Below are 17,291 nucleotides of genomic sequence, written 5' to 3' on the forward strand. Positions count from 1 at the left end.
CTTAGTTGCTTAGGGCTTGAAGTTGTTTGAGTTTTTGTGCGGCTTTACCAGAGAGTAAGCTCTCTTTTGCTTGTTCAAAACCTTGTAAAGGTGTTAGCCCTTTTACAGTTGCAATAGCCATCCCAGCGTTTGCACACACCACATTATTTTGCGCCTGGGTGCCTTTGCCAGAAATTACATTTGTAAAAATCTGCGCTGAAGACTCAACAGAGTCACCACCATAAATATCTTTTTGAGCGTGTGCATTTACACCAAAATCTCGAGGTGTGAGCATAAGCTCTGTTTCATTTGTAATAGCCTTTGTAGCTCCTGTAAGTGATATCTCATCATAACCGTCTAGGGCGTGCAGTATGGTAAAGTTTTTATCTCCTTTTTGATATAAATATCCATACATTCTTGCGAGTTCTAGGTTAAAAACTCCCACTAGCTGGTTGCTCGGAAATGCTGGGTTAACCATAGGGCCTAGCATATTAAAAAAAGTTTTTACACCTAGCTCTCGACGTATAGGGCCTACGTTTTTCATAGCAGGGTGGAAGAGTGGTGCGTGTAGCACACACATCCCTACCTCATCCATAGAGCGCTTTAAGAAGTCCTTATCGTTACTAAATTTTATGCCTAGATACTCCATCACATTACTACTGCCGCTTACAGAGCTCACCCCATAATTACCGTGCTTAGTCACGTGTACACCAGCACCCGCTGTTACAAAGCTAGAGAGTGTTGAGATATTAAAAGTGTCTTTACCATCACCACCTGTACCACAAAGATCTATGGCATTATACTCAGAAAAATCTACGGCAAGGCAAAGATCCAGCAAGGCATCTCTAAAACCTTCTAGCTCCTCTACCGTAATGCTACGCATCATATAAACGGTAAGGAAAGAAGCAATCTGACTCTGGTTGTATTTACCCTCAGAGATGTTTACCAGAACCTCACGGCTTTCGGCTTTTGTGAGTTGGTCGTGGTTAATTAATCTATTAAGTATGGCTTTCATTATTTAGGCGTGTTGATGTGAACAATAATAGGGTCTGCTTTATCTTTCTTTATGTTTTGCAATCCTATTGTTGCTAGTTCTTGATCTGTTGCTAGTCTTGAACTAGCTTGGTTAAGTGCTACGTAATTGTAAACTCCCTTTGGTGTGCTTGCTATCCATCCTTTTGTAAGTGGTGACTTTCTTACAGAAGCACTCTCGCCCGTAAAGCGTTGCAAGAAACCTAATGCGCTTTTACGCATATCTTCTTTACTCGTTCCCGTAGGGAAAATAATATAGGTACCGTTAGAAAAAAGTACCCAGTTAGGTCGCTTAGGACTTACACCAAGTTTTGTGTTAAAAATCAGGTTTTTATAGACATCTACATTCTCATCTTCTACCACTTCTTTAAGAGGCTCAGGTTCGGCTTCTATTACGACCACGGGTGTCGCAGGTTTTGTAGTTTCTTTAGGTGTTGATTTTGTGCTCTCACAACCACCTATTAATAGAAAACAACTTGCTAGTAGAAATAATGTAAATCTCATCGTATATAGTATTAACTAATCACCCAATTTTTAATCATTGTTTTTCCTTCTGGAGTAAGTACAGATTCTGGGTGAAACTGTACACCGCGTATATCAAGTTCTCTGTGACGCAGTGCCATTATCTGGCCATTTTCATCTACAGCAGTAACTTCTAATGCTGGCGGAAAATCTTCTGTAGCTACCACCCACGAGTGGTAACGCCCTACGGCTATTTCTTCACCAAGATCTTTAAAAAGTACTGTGTCTGGCTGCGTGATACTCACTTGTGTCGCGACACCGTGAAAAACCTTATCTAGATTAATAAGCGTACCTCCGTACACTTCACCTATGGCTTGTTGCCCAAGGCAAACTCCAAGTATGGGTTTTCTTCCTCCATAAGTTTTTATTACTTGCTTGAGCAGTCCAGCTTCTTCTGGAATACCAGGGCCTGGAGAAAGTAATATTTTATCATACTGCTCGCACTCTTCAAGCGCAAACTGGTCATTACGTTTTACGGTAACGATGCAATCTAATTCTTCTAGGTAGTGCACAAGGTTGTACACAAAGGAATCATAGTTGTCTATTACTAATATCTTTTTCATTGTCTAAATATCTTCTGCGATGTCAAGTGCTTTATTAAGCGCTCCTAATTTGTTGTAAACTTCTTGTAATTCTTTAGCTGGATTACTGCCAGATACCACTCCAGCACCTGCTTGCCAGTGTAGGGTGTGATTTTTACTTAAGAAAGAACGTATGATAATAGCGTGATTAAAATTACCGTAAAAATCCATAAAACCTATCGCTCCGCCGTAGAAGGTGCGATTGCGGTTTTCATACTTCTCAAGTAGCTGCATTGCCATATGCTTAGGCGCACCACTGAGCGTTCCTGCTGGAAAGGTGTCTGCTACCACTTGTAAGGTATTGCTACCCTCGTGCATTTGTCCCGTTACTTTACTCACGAGGTGTATCACGTGTGAGAAAAACTGCACCTCACGATAGGTGTCTACCTTTACATCGTGACCATTGCGTGATAAGTCATTACGAGCAAGATCAACAAGCATCACGTGTTCTGAGTTTTCTTTTTCGTCTTTGGCTAGTTCTTTTGCAAGTATGGCGTCTTGCTCATCATTACCGGTACGTTTAAAAGTACCTGCAATAGGGTGAATCTCTGCGAGACCATCTTGCACAATAATCTGAGCTTCTGGTGATGAGCCAAAGATTTTATAATCTCCGTAGTCAAAATAAAATAGATATGGCGACGGGTTTACACTGCGTAAAGCCCTGTATACATTAAACTCATCTCCTGTAAATTGCTGCGAGAAGCGTTTACTAGGCACAATCTGAAAAACATCCCCACGCTGGCAGTGCTTTTTACAAGTTTCTACGAGTGCTTTATAATCTGCATCTGTGATGTTGCTGGTGAGTTCGTTCTTTCGGTTGAAGTTAAACTCTGCAAAGTTTTTTGATTTTAAAAGCTGCTCAATCTCATCGATATTATTGTCTCCCGTCGTGTTGTGACAAAATATATGTGCCTCATTATTAAAATGATTAATAGCGATAATATTTTGGTAAACGGCATAGTAAATATCCGGTATGTGGAGATCTCCTTCTTTTTTGGCGATTTCTATATCTTCAAAGTACTGCACAGAATCATACGATAGGTAACCAAACAAGCCATTGTTTATGAACTTGTGTGCTGTCTTTGTAGATGAGAACGCTTTCGCGAAAGCGTCTAAAACCTCTACAACATTAGTCTCTGCTGTAATTGTAATTTCCTCCTTCTTGCCATCTGGAAATTGTTGTGTGATTATACCATCGCCCACGCTTATAGAAGCAATAGGGTTGCAGCATATGTAAGAGAAGCTATTATCATTTGCGTGGTAGTCACTACTCTCGAGCAGTAAACTATTAGGAAAACGATCGCGCAGCCTTAAGTATACCGATACGGGAGTGATGGTATCTGCTAGGAGTCTTTTTGAAAATGTAGTTAATTGATATTTCATTTGTTACATATTGTTTTCTCAAAATTGAGAACAAAAAAAAAGCCTGTCGTAAAGACAGGCTGTATATGAATGGTACATAGGTGCGTGCTTACGACAACGATTGTTGTGTAATCCACCACCAAGTATGTACTGTATTGTTTTTCATTTATGATGTAAAGATAGGGAGCGATTTTATAATAAAAAAGCCCAATGGATAAAAAATATACATTGAGCTTTTTACGGGGGAATAATTAGGAAATTATTAGAGAGTCAAGCTCACTGCAAGCTCAAAATTATCTGAAATAGCATTGTCTTTTAAGTTGTCAAAAAACGATGCAGAGCCATAACGTACACCATATTTTGTACGATCTACATTAAAAACGGTAGTGGCTACGCCATTCTCTATGGTCATATTAACTTTTGTAGGTAATGTGGTTCCTTTTATAGTAAGATCACCTACTACGCTATACCCATTACCACTTTTTGCTACTTCTGTGATAACAAATGTAGCTTCGCTATGGTTTGTAGTATCAAAGAAGTCCGCAGAGTTTAAGTGTCCTTCTAGTTTTTCTTTTCCTTCGCCAGCTTTTAAGTCTGTTACCGCAATGGTAGTCATATCTACTACAAAGCTACCACCTACTAGTTGGTCACCATCCATTTCAAGTGTTCCAGACTTTAGGTTAATAGTACCTGTGTGTTGTCCTAGTACTTTTTTACCAGTCCAAGTAATGGTGCTTTCTTTTACGTTTACTGTTCTTTCTACAGGTTCTGTGTTTGCAATGGCTCCAGTGGTTACGATAAGAGCTAAGAATGCTGTTGTGATTTTCTTTTTCATTTTTCTAATTTTTAGTTTCTGTTCTTAGTTTATTGAGCAAGTTATTGAGCTGCTCTATCTCATTATTGTCTAGTTGAGTGGTTATTTTATTTTCGGCTTGAGTCACTACTTTGTCTAACTCATTAAGTAATGACAAGCCAGCCTCTGTAATTGTAATCTCAATTTTACGACGGTTTGAGGGGCAGGTACTGCGATTTACAAGTTCTTTTTTGAGTAGTTTATCTACGAGGCGTGTTGTGTTACTTGCTTTTGTAACCATACGGTCATTGAGCGTAGATAGGTTTGCAGGTTTTCCTTTTTGCCCACGTAATATGCGTAATACATTAAACTGCTGTAATGATATATCATAAGGCTTTAATGCCATTAACAAGATATCATTAGACCATTGTGCTGTATAGGCTAGGTTAATACTAAGCCGTTGTGAGGGCTTGAGACTCGTAGTTTTTATGTGTTCTTCTATTGTCATTACAATATTTGTATATACAAATGTATAATTATTTTACAAGAGATTAAGTATATTTAGATTTTTTTAACGTTAATGTATTTCTGATTTTTTCCATTATCTTAACATCCTATTACTAAAGTCTGTTAAGAGATGTCCTTAGTTCTGGGTCTCTGTATAATTTTGTACGATGCGATTTTTAATACTCTTGTTGGTTCTATGTACAATCTCTTGTAAGAAAGAGGTAGAAGAAAAGGCATATCATTATGTAGATGGTGCAGATATAAAGATGTTTGATTATGAGGGACTTGATGATTACATAAAACAACATCCATCAGAGACACTTGTAGTTAATTTTTGGGCTACCTGGTGTGCTCCTTGTATTAAGGAATTACCAGCTTTTGAGAAACTAGGAGAGACCTATGCAGCTCAAGATGTACACGTTATTTTAGTAAGTCTTGATTTTCCAGAGCAGATGAATCATCTCAAGAGTTTTATAGAAAAAAAGGATTTGCAATCTGAGGTTGTATTTCTAGATGATGGAGATGCAAATAAATGGATACCTAAAGTAGATAAAAATTGGAGTGGAGCTATACCAGCAACGCTTATAATAGGTGATAAAAGAAAACGCTTTTATGAACAATCATTTACGTATGGCTTGTTAGAAAGCGAATTGAAATACATAATTAATTAAAAAATGAAAACTTTTAAAATATTAACCCTTCTTGCCTTGGTAGTAGTAGTGTCCGCTTTTGCGGCAAATGCTGTTGTCAAAAACGTGAGAAACGGATACAGTATAGGAGACGATGCAGCAGACTTTTATCTACGTAATGTAGATAATAAGATGGTGTCACTTAAGGATTACGATAATGCACAAGGATTTATAGTAGTATTTACCTGCAATACCTGTCCTTTTTCTGTAGCAAATGAGGATAGAATCATTGCACTAGATAAAAAATACAAAACACTCGGATATCCAGTAATTGCTATAAATCCAAACAACCCACAAATAAAGCCTGGAGATAGTTTTAAAGCAATGCAGCAACGAGCACAAGATAAAGGTTTTACCTTTCCTTACTTACTTGATGATGGGCAAGAAGTATATCCAAAGTATGGAGCTACAAAAACACCTCACGTTTATATTATAAAAAAGGAAAGCGACAGAAATACAATAAAGTACATAGGAGCAATAGATAATAATACACGTAATGAGGCAGCAGTAACAGAGCGTTATGTAGAAGATGCTGTAGATGCCTTACTAGCTGGAAAAAATGTACAGGTAACCGAAACCAAAGCAATAGGTTGCTCTATCAAATCCTAAGTTTTGAGAAAATGTATAAAAAAAGCGGGCACGAGCTCGCTTTTTTTATGAACGTATGAATGTGTAGTTAAAATAGGTGCTAAACCCCAAAAGTAATATTCATAATAATGGGTAAATTTGAATATCTAAAATAACTACAGCAATGTATTTTTAAATAATAATAATTATGAAAGACCTCACAATCCCAGAGTGGAAAGAAAAAATAGCTCAAGATAAAGACGCCGTAATACTAGACGTGCGTACCGAAGAAGAATCAGAAAACGGTATCATAGAAGGAGCAAAAGTGATAGATATATACCAAGGTCAAGGCTTTATAGATGAGGTAGAAAAACTAGATAAAGATAAAAACTACTACGTTTATTGTCGCTCTGGAGCACGTAGTGCACAAGCGTGTGCCCTTATGGGACAGCTGGGTTTTGAGACTACATATAACTTGCTAGGAGGCTATATGGCCTGGAGCGAAAATAACTAGAGTATGAGAAAGAAAGTAACTCACATTTGCAGTGTTATTGCAATTATGATGATGGCTTTATCTTGTAACCAAGCGACCTCACAGCAAGCATCGCCAGAAGCTTCAGTTAGTGAAGTGCAAGAACAAAAGATAGTCATCAATCGCATTTCTCCAGATGAGCTTGAGACTGCGATGAGTGCTCAAGAAATTCAACTAGTAGATGTACGTACCGATCGCGAGTGGGAGAGTGGCCATATTAAGGGTGCAAAGCATTTTGAGATGAACAATGTAAACTGGCAGTCACAGCTAGAGACTCTAGATAAAGATGAGCCCGTATATGTATATTGTGCAAAAGGTGGTCGTAGTGCTAGGTGTGCAAAACAGCTAGAAGAGGCTGGTTTTACTACCATTTATGACCTTAAAGGTGGTCTCACAAGCTGGAAGGCTAGTGGCAAGACCGTAGAGTAACACATACTCATAAAAAGTATAAACCCCATCTTAGTAGGATGGGGTTTTTTTACGCTTTCGCGAAAGCGGAATCTATATCAATCTAATACACTTCATCAACATTAGTCGCTGTAAGTGTTTTAATAAAAGCCACCAGATCCTGAAGTTCCTGCTCTGATAGATTAAGATTATCAAAGGGAAGCGTTTGATGCTCCAGGTCAAACCCTAGGCCACCGCCGCCACCTTTATTATAAAAGTCCATAACCTCTTCTAGTGTGCTATATACACCGTTATGCATATAGGGACCAGTTACTGCGGCGTTACGTACCGTAGGTGTTTTAAACATCCCCTTGTGGAGCTCTTCTTTAAAACGCCAGTAGTAACCTAAGTCATCATCTAGCATCTTATTTTGTGCGGTTTCTGGTACGCCTATTACTTCGCGCTCTGTCTCTGCATAAAATGGTGGTACTGTACCATTAGTAAGTGGCATAAAGTGACAAGTTGCACAAAGGGCTTTCCCCATAAAGAGATTCATACCTCGTTGCTCGCTTGATGTAAATGAACGCTCATCGCCACGCATATTTTTATCAAATTTTGAGTCAAAACTATTGAGTGTACTTACATATGACGAGATGGCTTTTATCACATCAATATTTCTTTTTGAAACACCGCCATAGGCCTCATCAAAAAGTGTGATATACGTACTGTCTTCTAGTACCTCTTTTGAAAACTCGTGTACGTTTGAGTTAAACTCATCCTTGTTTGTAAAAACAGAAGATACTTGATCTATTAATGTAGGAGAGCGACCGTCTGCAAAGAAGTTTTGCTGGAAAACGGTATTTATGAGGGTAGGTGTGTTGCGCTGTAAATTTTTACCTGCGTTAGAGAGGTTTACGACCATTCCATCTGTATAGGCTTTTTCTGGTACGTGACACGTAGCACAAGCCATCGTGCCATTTGCAGAGAGCTTATCATCAAAAAACAATTTTTTGCCTAAGGCGATTTGTGTTGCTGTGGGATTCTTATTTACGTTAGGAGTAAAGAATTCCGTATTAAAACTATCGTTTTCAAAAAATGTAGGCGCATCAAAGTTAAAAGGTGTATTTGTTGTTCCTTCCCATAGGTCGCTAGTTTTTCTTATAGCTACCCAAGTTTTTGTGATAGGAGAGAGGTGAGTGCTCACAAAGGTATAACGGTCAAAGCTGTTATAATCAGTATTAGAACTCATAAAAGCTATTGCTTTGTCGACCTGATTTATAAATGTCTGGTCTAGTGTGGTGTCCTTCTCTTTTATGATAGGTTGTATCGTTACTTTATAAGTGTCTAAAAGGTTTTGTAATGAAGCAGCACCTTCTGTAATACCTAGCTGGCTTGCAGGTGTGTCAAAACCAGATATAGAAAAACTAAGTACACGTAACAGTTGCTGGTGTGTAGCTATAAAATAGCGTTGTGGAGTAAGAGCTCGTTTTTCAATATTCTTTTTTAGAGTAGCGAGTAGGCCTGTGGTAATCTTTAGTTCTTTTTTGTATTGTGGAGTTGGTGTTCCTCCTTCATAGATAGATTCTTCTATCTTTTGTAAACCTACAGGATTCATTGTGCGGTCATTGTCCTCTTTATAAATAGGTAAGGCTGGTCCATTTGCGCGATGACCTACTTCTGGATTGAGGTAAGAGGCGTAGGGTTCTGCTTTTTTAAACGCAAGTCTAGCGTTGTTATAAATCTTTTTGGCATCTGGATGTGATGCAGTAATCTCATTAAGAGAGTCAAGACCTGCGAGTGCATTATTTAGTTCTTGTAAGTAAATAGCTCTTGCAGCTTCCCAGTCTGGGGCTATATTTTTTTTATATGAAGTGTCTTGCTCTTGCTTGCAAGAAAGGGTTAAGGGTATCGCTAGTAGGCAAATTAATAAACGTAAGTAATTCATAACAATGTAATTATAATTAAAGCGCAATCACCTTAAAGGGATTGCGCTTTTAGTATTTCCGAATGGCTAATCCGGGAGGATATTATCTAGGCAAACCTTTAAGTAATACTACTTGAGATGCTTGGTTATCTTCATATGTAGAGTTGATGTGTCCATCAAGTCCAGCAAAGTCACTGTTTCTCCAGTAGTGTGGCTGTATGTTTAATATAAAAGTGTTAGGCACTCCTACTTTATCTGATATATCTATAAGTGCTCCAAACTCTCCACTAAGTCCTGTGCTATTATCATCTGCAAGGTCTTGACGTACTACAAGCTCAAGTACTTGCTGTATGTTTACACCATTTAAGTCAGACTGGTAGATGTATGCTGCGTGACCTCTAGAAAAAGAGTTAGGATCTTCTTGTACATATACAAAGTTCTCAGTTACAGTGATATTATCTGGGCTTTGTAAAGCTGCCAGGTTACCATCTTGATTATTTGTATCTGTATTACCACTTATGATTTGAGTAAGTTTACCTTCTAGTGGGTTTGTTTCATCTAGGTTTAACTTGTATACCGTTCCCCAGTCATTGTAAGTACCTTGACCTGGACCACGACCTGTAACTGCAAAGTATACATTTCTACCATTTGCATCAGATCCTTTTTGGTAATCTACATCTTCTACTCTCATAAACTGAGAAGCAAATACGTCGTTACAAGCGCTTTCCATTTCATTTTTAGTAAGAGCAGCACCGTTTGGTATCTCAACAAACTCTACATCATATTCTGTCTGGAAGTCTAGTGAAGACTCGTTGTAAGCCGTGTTAGGAGCAACATCTACAACGTTACCAGCACCGTCACCTACTTGCTTAAGACGTAATACGTAAATAGAACCACCTGTAAAATCTGCATCACCAGCAGTAGAGTAGTACATAGATACTTGACCTTCTGAGTTACTAGAGTCATCATCACCACCTACGATTACTGTAGCACCTGGATAAGCGTTTTGCGGTAATGGAGTTGCGTTTTCCCAAGAGAATTCTCCTAGTGCGTCAAGACCAAAATCTGCTTGAGGAGTTGGAGTAGACGTTCTAGGGTCTATAGCTTTTACATCATAGTGTATACTTTCTGAAGCACTTAAGAAAATGTCTTCTGTACCACCGTGTATATCTGCTTCCCACATAGTAGCACTACACTGGCGTGCAAAGTCTGCTACTCCAGAGTCTAGTAAGTAATCTCCAGAGATAGGCATTAAGTTCTGGTCAAAACGTATACGTGCAACAGCATAACTGTCTTCACAGTTTGTTACAAATATGTAGTCTTCTCCATCTTGTAAGAATCCTGCACCATCTGCAGATCCTGCAAGTTGAAAATCTCCTCCTATTACATCTGGAGTAGATACAAGAGAGAAAGCCTCTACGTAGTTAAACTGTGAGCTCATTGCTACAAGTGGAGCCGTAGGAGACTTGTCAGAAAACATAGTCTCTCCTGGTTCAAAATCTTCTCCATCTACACCATCTACACCATCTTCTCCATTTGACCCGTCTGCACCGTCTTGTCCATCTGCACCATCTTGTCCGTCTACACCATCTATTCCGTCTAATCCATTCATTCCATCTACGCCATCTTCACAACTTGTGAAGGCTGCTGTTGCTGCTACAAAAAGCAGACTTAAAAAAACTGATTTGAAAGTTTTCATTGTAAAATAATTTTTTTGAGTGGTTAATTTGTGTGTTTGTATGAGGCTCTAAATTAGAATTGTATCTCTTTTTACAGGTTAATTAAGCGTAGCTTTTATATTAAATTGATGTGTATTTATTGTTACTGATTTTACAGTAATTTAAAGACAGATTTTACGTAGAGTTAACCTTTTGGGTTTTTGATATTTCTATTTTATAGGGGTAAAACCTATCATTATTGAAGAGTTATTTTTGGATTGAACAGACCTTTTGGCAATGAGCCGCTTTACTTTTAAGAGTTTGGTTTACGCTTTCGCGAAAGCGTAATGCATCTTTTAACACCGCTTTTAAGTGAGATGTCGTAATTTTAAAAGAAAAAATGACGCCTAGATTAGAACAAGCACTTGATAAATTGTACACTGCGCTATACACGGGAAAGCTCAATCCCGAGTGTTGTACAGCCTGCGCGGTGGGTACTATATGTGATACGGTAGATGCCTGGAAGCACTTTACAGACACACACGGCTCTTTACAGCTTAATTATGTGGGGAAGGTTAATGAAGGTTTTGGCCGCAGGCTTTATGGGTATCTCCCTAGCGAGCTATTAGAAATAGAAGCCGTTTTCTTAAAAGCGTGTGGGTATGAGTTACCGCTTACGCGAAAGTCAAAACGACCACAACATCCTACATCGCAAGAAACCTTATATAATGGTATGCGTGCCGTTGTTGCTTTTTTATGTGAGTTAGATGGTGTAGAAGATGTTATGGAGATTGAACAGAAGTTACTACGCACAAACCTAAGCTCTGTAACGCGCATCACGATTTAAAACCTAAAAATGCAAGCCTCTTACTGTTTGTGATTTACGATATATAAGTGACATCTCTTTGAGATTTAAAAGAGGTGTCTCTGGGTGAGTATTTTATAGGTTTAAGAAAATTTTAAGTTTTTATTAGCATAACGATTTTAGCTAGATTTCGTATTAATTCTGATATTATGGTGCTTTTAACATTATTTGTTAAGAATATCTAACAAACGCAATCTAATACAGACAATCTTATGAAAAGAAGAAACTTTGTCCAACTAGCCGGAATGGGTGCTGGTGCTGTGATGATGCCTTCCCTATTAATGGGAAATAACATCCCTACAGAGGCACTCCTAGAACCAGGAATGGATATACTAATGAAAAAACAAATGGCAGATGTTGCTCTTAACACAGCAAAAAGCCTAGGAGCTTCTTATGCAGATGCTCGTATAGGTAGATATCTTAACCAGTTTGTACGTACTAGAGAAGATAAAGTACAAGGGGTTGTAAACACAGAGTCTTTTGGAATAGGAGTACGTGTGATTGCAAATGGTACTTGGGGATTTGCATCTACAAATGATGTCTCACCAGATGGTATTAAAAAAGCAACAGAGCAAGCAGTCGCAATAGCAAAAGCAAACTCAAAGTTTCAAACAGAGCCAGTAGTACTTGCACCAGAGGCATCATATGGTGAAGTCTCTTGGAAAACCCCTATCAAAAAAGATTTTAAAGAAGTACCAGTTTCAGAGAAAGTAGATTTACTACTCACTGCAAATGCTGCTGCACAATCTAGCGGAGCAAACTTTGTAAACTCTGCCTTGTTTATGGTAAATGAACAAAAATATTTTGCCTCTACAGAAGGTTCGTACATAGACCAAGATGTACACCGCATCTGGCCTACATTTGGTGTAACTGCTGTAGGTGGAGGTAAGTTTAAGACTAGACAAGCTATGAGTGCACCTATGGGAATGGGGTATGAGTATCTAGATGGTCTTGCTTCAGAAAAACTAGAAGGTCCAGAAGGACTTAAATTATATAGAGGCAGCTATGATATGGTAGAAGATGCTACCACTGCAGCAAAGCAAGCAAGAGAAATGCTTACAGCAAAGTCTGTAGATGCTGGTAAGTACGATCTTGTACTAGAGCCTAACCACTTAGGACTAACCATACACGAGTCTGTAGGTCACCCTACAGAATTAGATCGAGTACTAGGCTATGAAGCAAACTATGCAGGTACGAGCTTTGCTACCATAGATAAATGGAAGTCTAAAAACTTCAAGTACGGTAGCGACCTTGTAAATATTGTGGCAGATAAAACACAAGTAGGATCACTAGGAGCCGTAGGATGGGATGACGAAGGTGTTAAAACTAAAAAGTGGGACATTATACGTAACGGTGTACTAGTAAACTATCAGGCAATACGTGATCAAGTAAAAATGATAGATCAAAACGAGTCTCACGGTTGCTGTTATGCGCAGAGTTGGAATGATGTTCAGTTCCAGCGTATGCCTAATATCTCTCTAGAGCCTGGTAAAGAACCATATTCTATAAACGATATGATTAAAGATGTAGAAAAAGGAATCTACATAGCCGGTAGAGGATCTTACTCTATAGACCAGCAGCGTTATAACTTCCAGTTTGGAGGGACGATGTACTACGAGATTAAAGATGGTAAGATAGCAGGTATGCTTAATGATGTTGCTTACCAGTCTAACACGCAAGAGTTCTGGAACTCTTGTGCTAAGATTTGTGATAAGGATGACTATCGTCTCTTTGGTTCTTTCTTTGACGGGAAGGGGCAACCATCACAAGTAAGTGCAGTATCTCACGGGAGCTCGACTTCAAGATTTAATGATATTAATGTAATTAATACCGGGCGTACGGTATAAGTCTAACTTTTAAAAGAATAAATAATGGCAATATTTTCAAAAGAAGAGGCTAGAAAGATATTAGAAAAAGCACTAAGCTTTTCTACTGCAGATGCCTGTGTAGTAAATCTAGGTGGGAGCCAGGGAGGTAATATACGTTATGCTCGTAACTCGGTATCTACAGCGGGATATCAATCTAACCAGAGTCTTGCGGTTACTGCAAGCTTTGGTAAAAGATCTGGTACCGCAACTATAGATGAGCTAGATGATGCATCGCTCAAAAAGGTGGTACAACGAGCAGAGGAGCTAGCAAAATTATCTCCAGAAAATCCAGAGTATATGGAGCCACTAGGCCCACAACAATATGATGAGTCAAAAACCTTTGTAGAAGCCACGGCAAACATTACTCCAGAGTATAGAGCAGAGGTTGCAAATAGTAGTATTACCCCTGCCAAAACAAAGGATGTAACAGCTGCAGGATTTCTAGATGACGGTCAAGGCTTTAGCGCAATGATGAACTCAAACGGGCTATTTGCATATAATAAGTCTACAGATGTGAGTTTTACAGTAACGATGCGTACTAACGATGGTACAGGATCGGGATGGGTGACTAGAGATTATAATGACATAAATAAGTTTGACTCTTCTGAGGCGTCACAAGTCGCTATAGATAAAGCTGTAATGTCACGACAAGCAAAAGCAATAGAGCCTGGTAAATATACTGTGATATTAGAACCATCTGCAGGACTTGGATTATTACAAGGCTTAGGAAGATCACTTAATGCCCGCTCTGCAGATGAGGGACGTAGCTTTATGTCTAAAGAAGGCGGAGGTACAAAACTGGGAGAAAAAATAGTAGATGAGCGTGTAAACCTATGGTCAGACCCGCTTAATGATGAGGTGCCAGCAGCCACTTGGAATGGAGCAGGTCAACCACTGAAGAAAACTACTTGGATAGAAAATGGTACGGTTAAGAATCTTGCTTATGGAAGATACTGGGCAAAAGAAAATGGTGTTGAGCCAGTTCCTTTCCCAAGTAATTTTATAATGGGAGGTGGTGATGCATCTCTAGATGATTTAATAAAGAGTACAAGAAAGGGAATCTTAGTCACAAGACTGTGGTACATACGCTCTGTAGATCCACAAACACTGTTATACACAGGTCTTACCCGTGACGGTACTTTTTATATAGAAAACGGAAAAATCAAATATCCAGTAAAGAATTTCCGCTTTAATGAGAGTCCTATTATTATGCTTAATAATCTTGAGACCCTCGGGAAACAGGTACGTGTAGACGGTAGTTTAATCCCTTATATGAAGGTGAGAGACTTTACGTTTACCAGTCTTTCAGATGCGGTATAATATAATATAGTTGATAGGAAACTGGTTACGGCTTTATGCGGTAGCCAGTTTTTATTTTAAGTACGCTTTCGCGAAAGCGTAATACAAACAATCACACTTTACATAAGTTACATAAGGTAATGCCTAATAAATTTTTCTTCACACGCTTACAATACGAATCTGGAGATTGGGATGTAGACCAGCGTATGCCGTCTAACTTGCTTAACTCTCTGGTAGAGTACACCACGCTAGATGTAGACACAAAGGAAAATATCATAACACTGGCTAGTGATGATATTTTTAAATCGCCCTTTTGCTATATCTCTGGGCATAAACTGGTGCAGTTTTCTAAGAAGGAAAAAGAAAATTTTAAACGTTATGTGGAGAATGGAGGCTTTGTCTTTGCAGATGATTGTAACCACGATATAGACGGCCTATTTGCAAAGTCTTTTGAGCGACAGATGGAGGAGATATTTGGTCAAGATAGCCTTAAAAAAATTCCTAATGATCACGAGATTTACAATGTCTTTTTTGAATTTGAAGATGGTCCACCCACCACCTCACAAGAGCTTAACGGCTGGGGAGATGACCTCGTGCACGATTACCTTAAGGCCATAGAGATAAATGGGAGAATAGGCGTGCTGTATAGCAATAAAGATTACGGCTGTGAGTGGGATTATGATTTTAGAAACAAGCGCTGGTATAAAATAGACAATACCCGTTTTGGGGTAAATATTGTGATGTATGCCCTTACCTCATAGTATCGTTTTAATGATGCAGTCTTGCGAGCCAAGAAATAACCAATTTTAAATTGAAAATTGAATGAAACAAGAGTTAGTCACACTACAGCAGGAGGTAAATAGTCTTACTTCAAAACTAGGTGATCTTAAAAAAGAGATAGCAAAGGTTATCATAGGTCAAGAAGATACAGTAGAGCAGTTACTTATCACATTTCTAGCTGGTGGTCACGCTTTACTAGAAGGAGTCCCAGGGCTGGCAAAAACGCTTATGATAAGGACCTTGTCAGAGGCTATAGATCTCGATTTTAAGCGCATACAGTTTACACCAGACCTAATGCCGTCAGATATTGTAGGTACAGAGATTCTAGAAGAAGATCATAGCACCGGTAAAAAATCTTTTGAGTTTAAGAAAGGACCCATATTTGCAAATATTATACTGGCAGATGAGATTAACAGAACCCCGCCAAAAACACAGGCAGCGCTGCTAGAGGCAATGCAAGAGTTTGAGGTTACCTATTCTGGTAAAACCTATGAACTAGAGCGCCCGTTTTTTATACTTGCAACGCAAAACCCTATAGAGCAATCTGGAACATTTCCTTTACCAGAGGCGCAACAAGATCGTTTCTTATTTTATATAAAAATAGGATATCCCACAGCAAGCGAAGAAAAGCATATTTTAAAAAGTACAACAGGCGGAGTAAAGCAAAAGGTACAACCCGTACTAAGTGGTGCCGAAATTTTAAGATTACAAGAGCTTGTAAGGCAAGTGCCTATAAGTGATAATCTTATAGACTTTGTAAGCACCATTGTACGCGCAACACGACCAGAGACTACCGCAAATGATTTTGTAAAGCAATGGGTAGGCTGGGGAGCAGGCCCCAGAGCCGGGCAAGCTATGATACTCACAGCAAAAGCAAGAGCACTATCACAAGGTCGTATAGCCGTAACCCTAGATGATATTAAAAACGTGGCTCTACCAGTACTTCGTCATAGAGTGATTGTAAACTTTAAAGCAGAGGCAGAGGGTATCACTTCAGATACGGTGACGCGTCAATTATTAGATCATACAGACTTTAGCGCATAATATTTATGGCAAAAGACGATTATAGAGCACTTCTTAAACCAGATGTAATTAATACAGTTTCTGGTTTATCACTCATCTCGCGAGTAATTGTAGATGGGTATCTCTCTGGCTTAAATAGAAGCAGACGAGTAGGAGCTGGTCTTGAGTTTAGCCAGTATAGAGGGTATGAGCCTGGTGATGATCTGCGACTTTTAGATTGGAAAATGCTCGCACGTTCTGGACGCTATTATATCAAGCAATCTGAGATTGACACCCATATAACTGTAAAGTTTATTGTAGACACTAGCGCCTCAATGCTTCATAAAGAAGAAGGGTTATCTAAAATGGAGTATGCAAACGTGCTCATTGCTAGTCTCGCTCATCTAGCCCATTCTCAGGGAGATGCAGTGGGTTTACTTACTGTAAATAACAAGCAGTTAGAAACATTACAGCCAGCTACGGGAAAATCACATTTTAATAGGTTTTTATACCAATTACTCGAGCTCAAAAATCAAGGAAGCTGGCCAGAGCGTATAACTAGTGATCAACTTCATAATCGTAGCCATAGAGAGCTTATATTTTTTATTACAGATCTCTATGAGCAAAGCGAAGAAATTACAAATATGATTACTGCCTTGAAGACCTCTCGCAATGAGGTTGCAGTAATTCATCTTTTAGGAAAGCAAGAGCTCGAGTTTAATTATAAAGGGCAAGTAATTTTTGAAGATCTTGAATCTGGAGAAAAAGTAAAAGTAAATGCCAGAGATGCCCGTGCTCAGTACGTACAGGCTATGCAATCATCAATGACAATAATTAAAGAAAAGCTCCTGTCTAGTGGTGTAGGTTATGATCTTTTTACATTAGACAAACATCTAGGAGAGGCATTACAGCTCTTCTTAAAAAAACGTGCAAACTTAATCTAG

18 protein-coding genes are annotated in these 17,291 nt (G+C 38.8%); 10 read left to right on the forward strand and 8 right to left on the reverse strand.

Annotated features, from left to right (window positions below; all coding sequences use genetic code 11):
* Position 1: 1 nt before the first annotated feature.
* The 6 genes from trpD to MED134_RS13065 all read right to left on the reverse strand — a co-directional run bounded on the left by trpD (position 2) and on the right by MED134_RS13065 (position 4,777).
* Positions 2–994, reverse strand: a complete 993-nt coding sequence (gene trpD / locus MED134_RS13040; RefSeq protein WP_035336121.1) for an anthranilate phosphoribosyltransferase — start codon at positions 992–994, stop codon at positions 2–4.
* Positions 994–1,515, reverse strand: coding sequence for a hypothetical protein (locus MED134_RS13045; RefSeq protein WP_038599928.1), 522 nt, complete (start codon positions 1,513–1,515; stop codon positions 994–996). The genes trpD and MED134_RS13045 overlap by 1 nt, the downstream gene beginning before the upstream one ends.
* Positions 1,516–1,526: 11 nt before the next feature.
* Positions 1,527–2,096 carry an anthranilate synthase component II gene (locus MED134_RS13050; protein ID WP_035336124.1) on the reverse strand — a complete coding sequence of 190 codons (570 nt, stop codon included), beginning with the start codon at positions 2,094–2,096 and terminating at the stop codon, positions 1,527–1,529.
* Between the two features lie 3 nt (positions 2,097–2,099).
* Positions 2,100–3,497 carry an anthranilate synthase component I family protein gene (locus tag MED134_RS13055; RefSeq protein ID WP_038599930.1) on the reverse strand — a complete coding sequence of 466 codons (1,398 nt, stop codon included), beginning with the start codon at positions 3,495–3,497 and terminating at the stop codon, positions 2,100–2,102.
* A 241-nt stretch (positions 3,498–3,738) separates the two neighbouring features.
* Entirely contained in the window at positions 3,739–4,311 is a 573-nt protein-coding gene (locus MED134_RS13060; RefSeq protein ID WP_038599933.1) for a YceI family protein, read from the reverse strand.
* Between the two features lie 4 nt (positions 4,312–4,315).
* Positions 4,316–4,777, reverse strand: a complete 462-nt coding sequence (locus MED134_RS13065) for a MarR family winged helix-turn-helix transcriptional regulator (RefSeq protein ID WP_038599936.1) — start codon at positions 4,775–4,777, stop codon at positions 4,316–4,318.
* A gap of 166 nt (positions 4,778–4,943) precedes the next feature.
* Here MED134_RS13065 and MED134_RS13070 point away from each other — a divergent pair, with 166 nt between their 5' ends.
* The 4 genes from MED134_RS13070 to MED134_RS13085 all read left to right on the forward strand — a co-directional run bounded on the left by MED134_RS13070 (position 4,944) and on the right by MED134_RS13085 (position 6,993).
* Positions 4,944–5,447, forward strand: a complete 504-nt coding sequence (locus MED134_RS13070) for a TlpA family protein disulfide reductase (RefSeq protein WP_038599940.1) — start codon at positions 4,944–4,946, stop codon at positions 5,445–5,447.
* Between the two features lie 3 nt (positions 5,448–5,450).
* Entirely contained in the window at positions 5,451–6,074 is a 624-nt protein-coding gene (locus MED134_RS13075) for a thioredoxin family protein (RefSeq protein ID WP_038599943.1), read from the forward strand.
* A gap of 166 nt (positions 6,075–6,240) precedes the next feature.
* The gene (locus MED134_RS13080; RefSeq protein ID WP_038599946.1) at positions 6,241–6,546 is read left to right on the forward strand and encodes a rhodanese-like domain-containing protein; all 306 of its coding nucleotides are present in this window, start codon (positions 6,241–6,243) and stop codon (positions 6,544–6,546) included.
* A gap of 3 nt (positions 6,547–6,549) precedes the next feature.
* Positions 6,550–6,993: a rhodanese-like domain-containing protein gene (locus tag MED134_RS13085; protein WP_237747120.1), complete on the forward strand. Its 444-nt coding sequence runs from the start codon at positions 6,550–6,552 to the stop codon at positions 6,991–6,993.
* An 82-nt stretch (positions 6,994–7,075) separates the two neighbouring features.
* On the opposite strand, the gene MED134_RS13090 is transcribed toward MED134_RS13085, so the two are convergent.
* Together MED134_RS13090 and MED134_RS13095 are read right to left on the reverse strand one after the other, a co-directional pair.
* Positions 7,076–8,896 (reverse strand): cytochrome c peroxidase, encoded by a 1,821-nt coding sequence (locus MED134_RS13090; RefSeq protein WP_038601277.1) that lies wholly within the window; start codon positions 8,894–8,896, stop codon positions 7,076–7,078.
* Between the two features lie 82 nt (positions 8,897–8,978).
* The gene (locus MED134_RS13095; RefSeq protein WP_038599949.1) at positions 8,979–10,574 is read right to left on the reverse strand and encodes a hypothetical protein; all 1,596 of its coding nucleotides are present in this window, start codon (positions 10,572–10,574) and stop codon (positions 8,979–8,981) included.
* A gap of 359 nt (positions 10,575–10,933) precedes the next feature.
* Here MED134_RS13095 and MED134_RS13100 point away from each other — a divergent pair, with 359 nt between their 5' ends.
* The 6 genes from MED134_RS13100 (at position 10,934) to MED134_RS13125 (ending at position 17,291) form a co-directional block, all read left to right on the forward strand.
* A complete protein-coding gene (locus MED134_RS13100) occupies positions 10,934–11,380 on the forward strand; it encodes a hypothetical protein (RefSeq protein ID WP_038599952.1) in 447 nt (148 codons plus the stop codon).
* Between the two features lie 230 nt (positions 11,381–11,610).
* On the forward strand, positions 11,611–13,245 hold the full coding sequence (locus tag MED134_RS13105) for a TldD/PmbA family protein (protein WP_035327914.1): 1,635 nt from the start codon (positions 11,611–11,613) through the stop codon (positions 13,243–13,245).
* A gap of 24 nt (positions 13,246–13,269) precedes the next feature.
* On the forward strand, positions 13,270–14,586 hold the full coding sequence (locus MED134_RS13110) for a TldD/PmbA family protein (RefSeq protein WP_038599955.1): 1,317 nt from the start codon (positions 13,270–13,272) through the stop codon (positions 14,584–14,586).
* Between the two features lie 119 nt (positions 14,587–14,705).
* A complete protein-coding gene (locus MED134_RS13115; protein ID WP_038599958.1) occupies positions 14,706–15,326 on the forward strand; it encodes a DUF4159 domain-containing protein in 621 nt (206 codons plus the stop codon).
* 61 nt (positions 15,327–15,387) lie between these two features.
* The gene (locus tag MED134_RS13120; protein ID WP_038599960.1) at positions 15,388–16,389 is read left to right on the forward strand and encodes an AAA family ATPase; all 1,002 of its coding nucleotides are present in this window, start codon (positions 15,388–15,390) and stop codon (positions 16,387–16,389) included.
* 5 nt (positions 16,390–16,394) lie between these two features.
* Positions 16,395–17,291, forward strand: a complete 897-nt coding sequence (locus tag MED134_RS13125; protein WP_038599963.1) for a DUF58 domain-containing protein — start codon at positions 16,395–16,397, stop codon at positions 17,289–17,291.

Origin of the sequence: Dokdonia sp. MED134 (assembly GCF_000152925.2) — a bacterium.
Classification (GTDB): Bacteria; Bacteroidota; Bacteroidia; order Flavobacteriales; family Flavobacteriaceae; genus Dokdonia.

Coding starts and splice junctions, on each gene's coding strand:
- trpD (WP_035336121.1), bottom strand. CDS start 994: ATGAAAGCCATACTTAATAGATTAATTAACCACGACCAACTCACAAAA.
- MED134_RS13045 (WP_038599928.1), bottom strand. CDS start 1,515: ATGAGATTTACATTATTTCTACTAGCAAGTTGTTTTCTATTAATAGGT.
- MED134_RS13050 (WP_035336124.1), bottom strand. CDS start 2,096: ATGAAAAAGATATTAGTAATAGACAACTATGATTCCTTTGTGTACAAC.
- MED134_RS13055 (WP_038599930.1), bottom strand. CDS start 3,497: ATGAAATATCAATTAACTACATTTTCAAAAAGACTCCTAGCAGATACC.
- MED134_RS13060 (WP_038599933.1), bottom strand. CDS start 4,311: ATGAAAAAGAAAATCACAACAGCATTCTTAGCTCTTATCGTAACCACT.
- MED134_RS13065 (WP_038599936.1), bottom strand. CDS start 4,777: ATGACAATAGAAGAACACATAAAAACTACGAGTCTCAAGCCCTCACAA.
- MED134_RS13070 (WP_038599940.1), top strand. CDS start 4,944: ATGCGATTTTTAATACTCTTGTTGGTTCTATGTACAATCTCTTGTAAG.
- MED134_RS13075 (WP_038599943.1), top strand. CDS start 5,451: ATGAAAACTTTTAAAATATTAACCCTTCTTGCCTTGGTAGTAGTAGTG.
- MED134_RS13080 (WP_038599946.1), top strand. CDS start 6,241: ATGAAAGACCTCACAATCCCAGAGTGGAAAGAAAAAATAGCTCAAGAT.
- MED134_RS13085 (WP_237747120.1), top strand. CDS start 6,550: ATGAGAAAGAAAGTAACTCACATTTGCAGTGTTATTGCAATTATGATG.
- MED134_RS13090 (WP_038601277.1), bottom strand. CDS start 8,896: ATGAATTACTTACGTTTATTAATTTGCCTACTAGCGATACCCTTAACC.
- MED134_RS13095 (WP_038599949.1), bottom strand. CDS start 10,574: ATGAAAACTTTCAAATCAGTTTTTTTAAGTCTGCTTTTTGTAGCAGCA.
- MED134_RS13100 (WP_038599952.1), top strand. CDS start 10,934: ATGACGCCTAGATTAGAACAAGCACTTGATAAATTGTACACTGCGCTA.
- MED134_RS13105 (WP_035327914.1), top strand. CDS start 11,611: ATGAAAAGAAGAAACTTTGTCCAACTAGCCGGAATGGGTGCTGGTGCT.
- MED134_RS13110 (WP_038599955.1), top strand. CDS start 13,270: ATGGCAATATTTTCAAAAGAAGAGGCTAGAAAGATATTAGAAAAAGCA.
- MED134_RS13115 (WP_038599958.1), top strand. CDS start 14,706: ATGCCTAATAAATTTTTCTTCACACGCTTACAATACGAATCTGGAGAT.
- MED134_RS13120 (WP_038599960.1), top strand. CDS start 15,388: ATGAAACAAGAGTTAGTCACACTACAGCAGGAGGTAAATAGTCTTACT.
- MED134_RS13125 (WP_038599963.1), top strand. CDS start 16,395: ATGGCAAAAGACGATTATAGAGCACTTCTTAAACCAGATGTAATTAAT.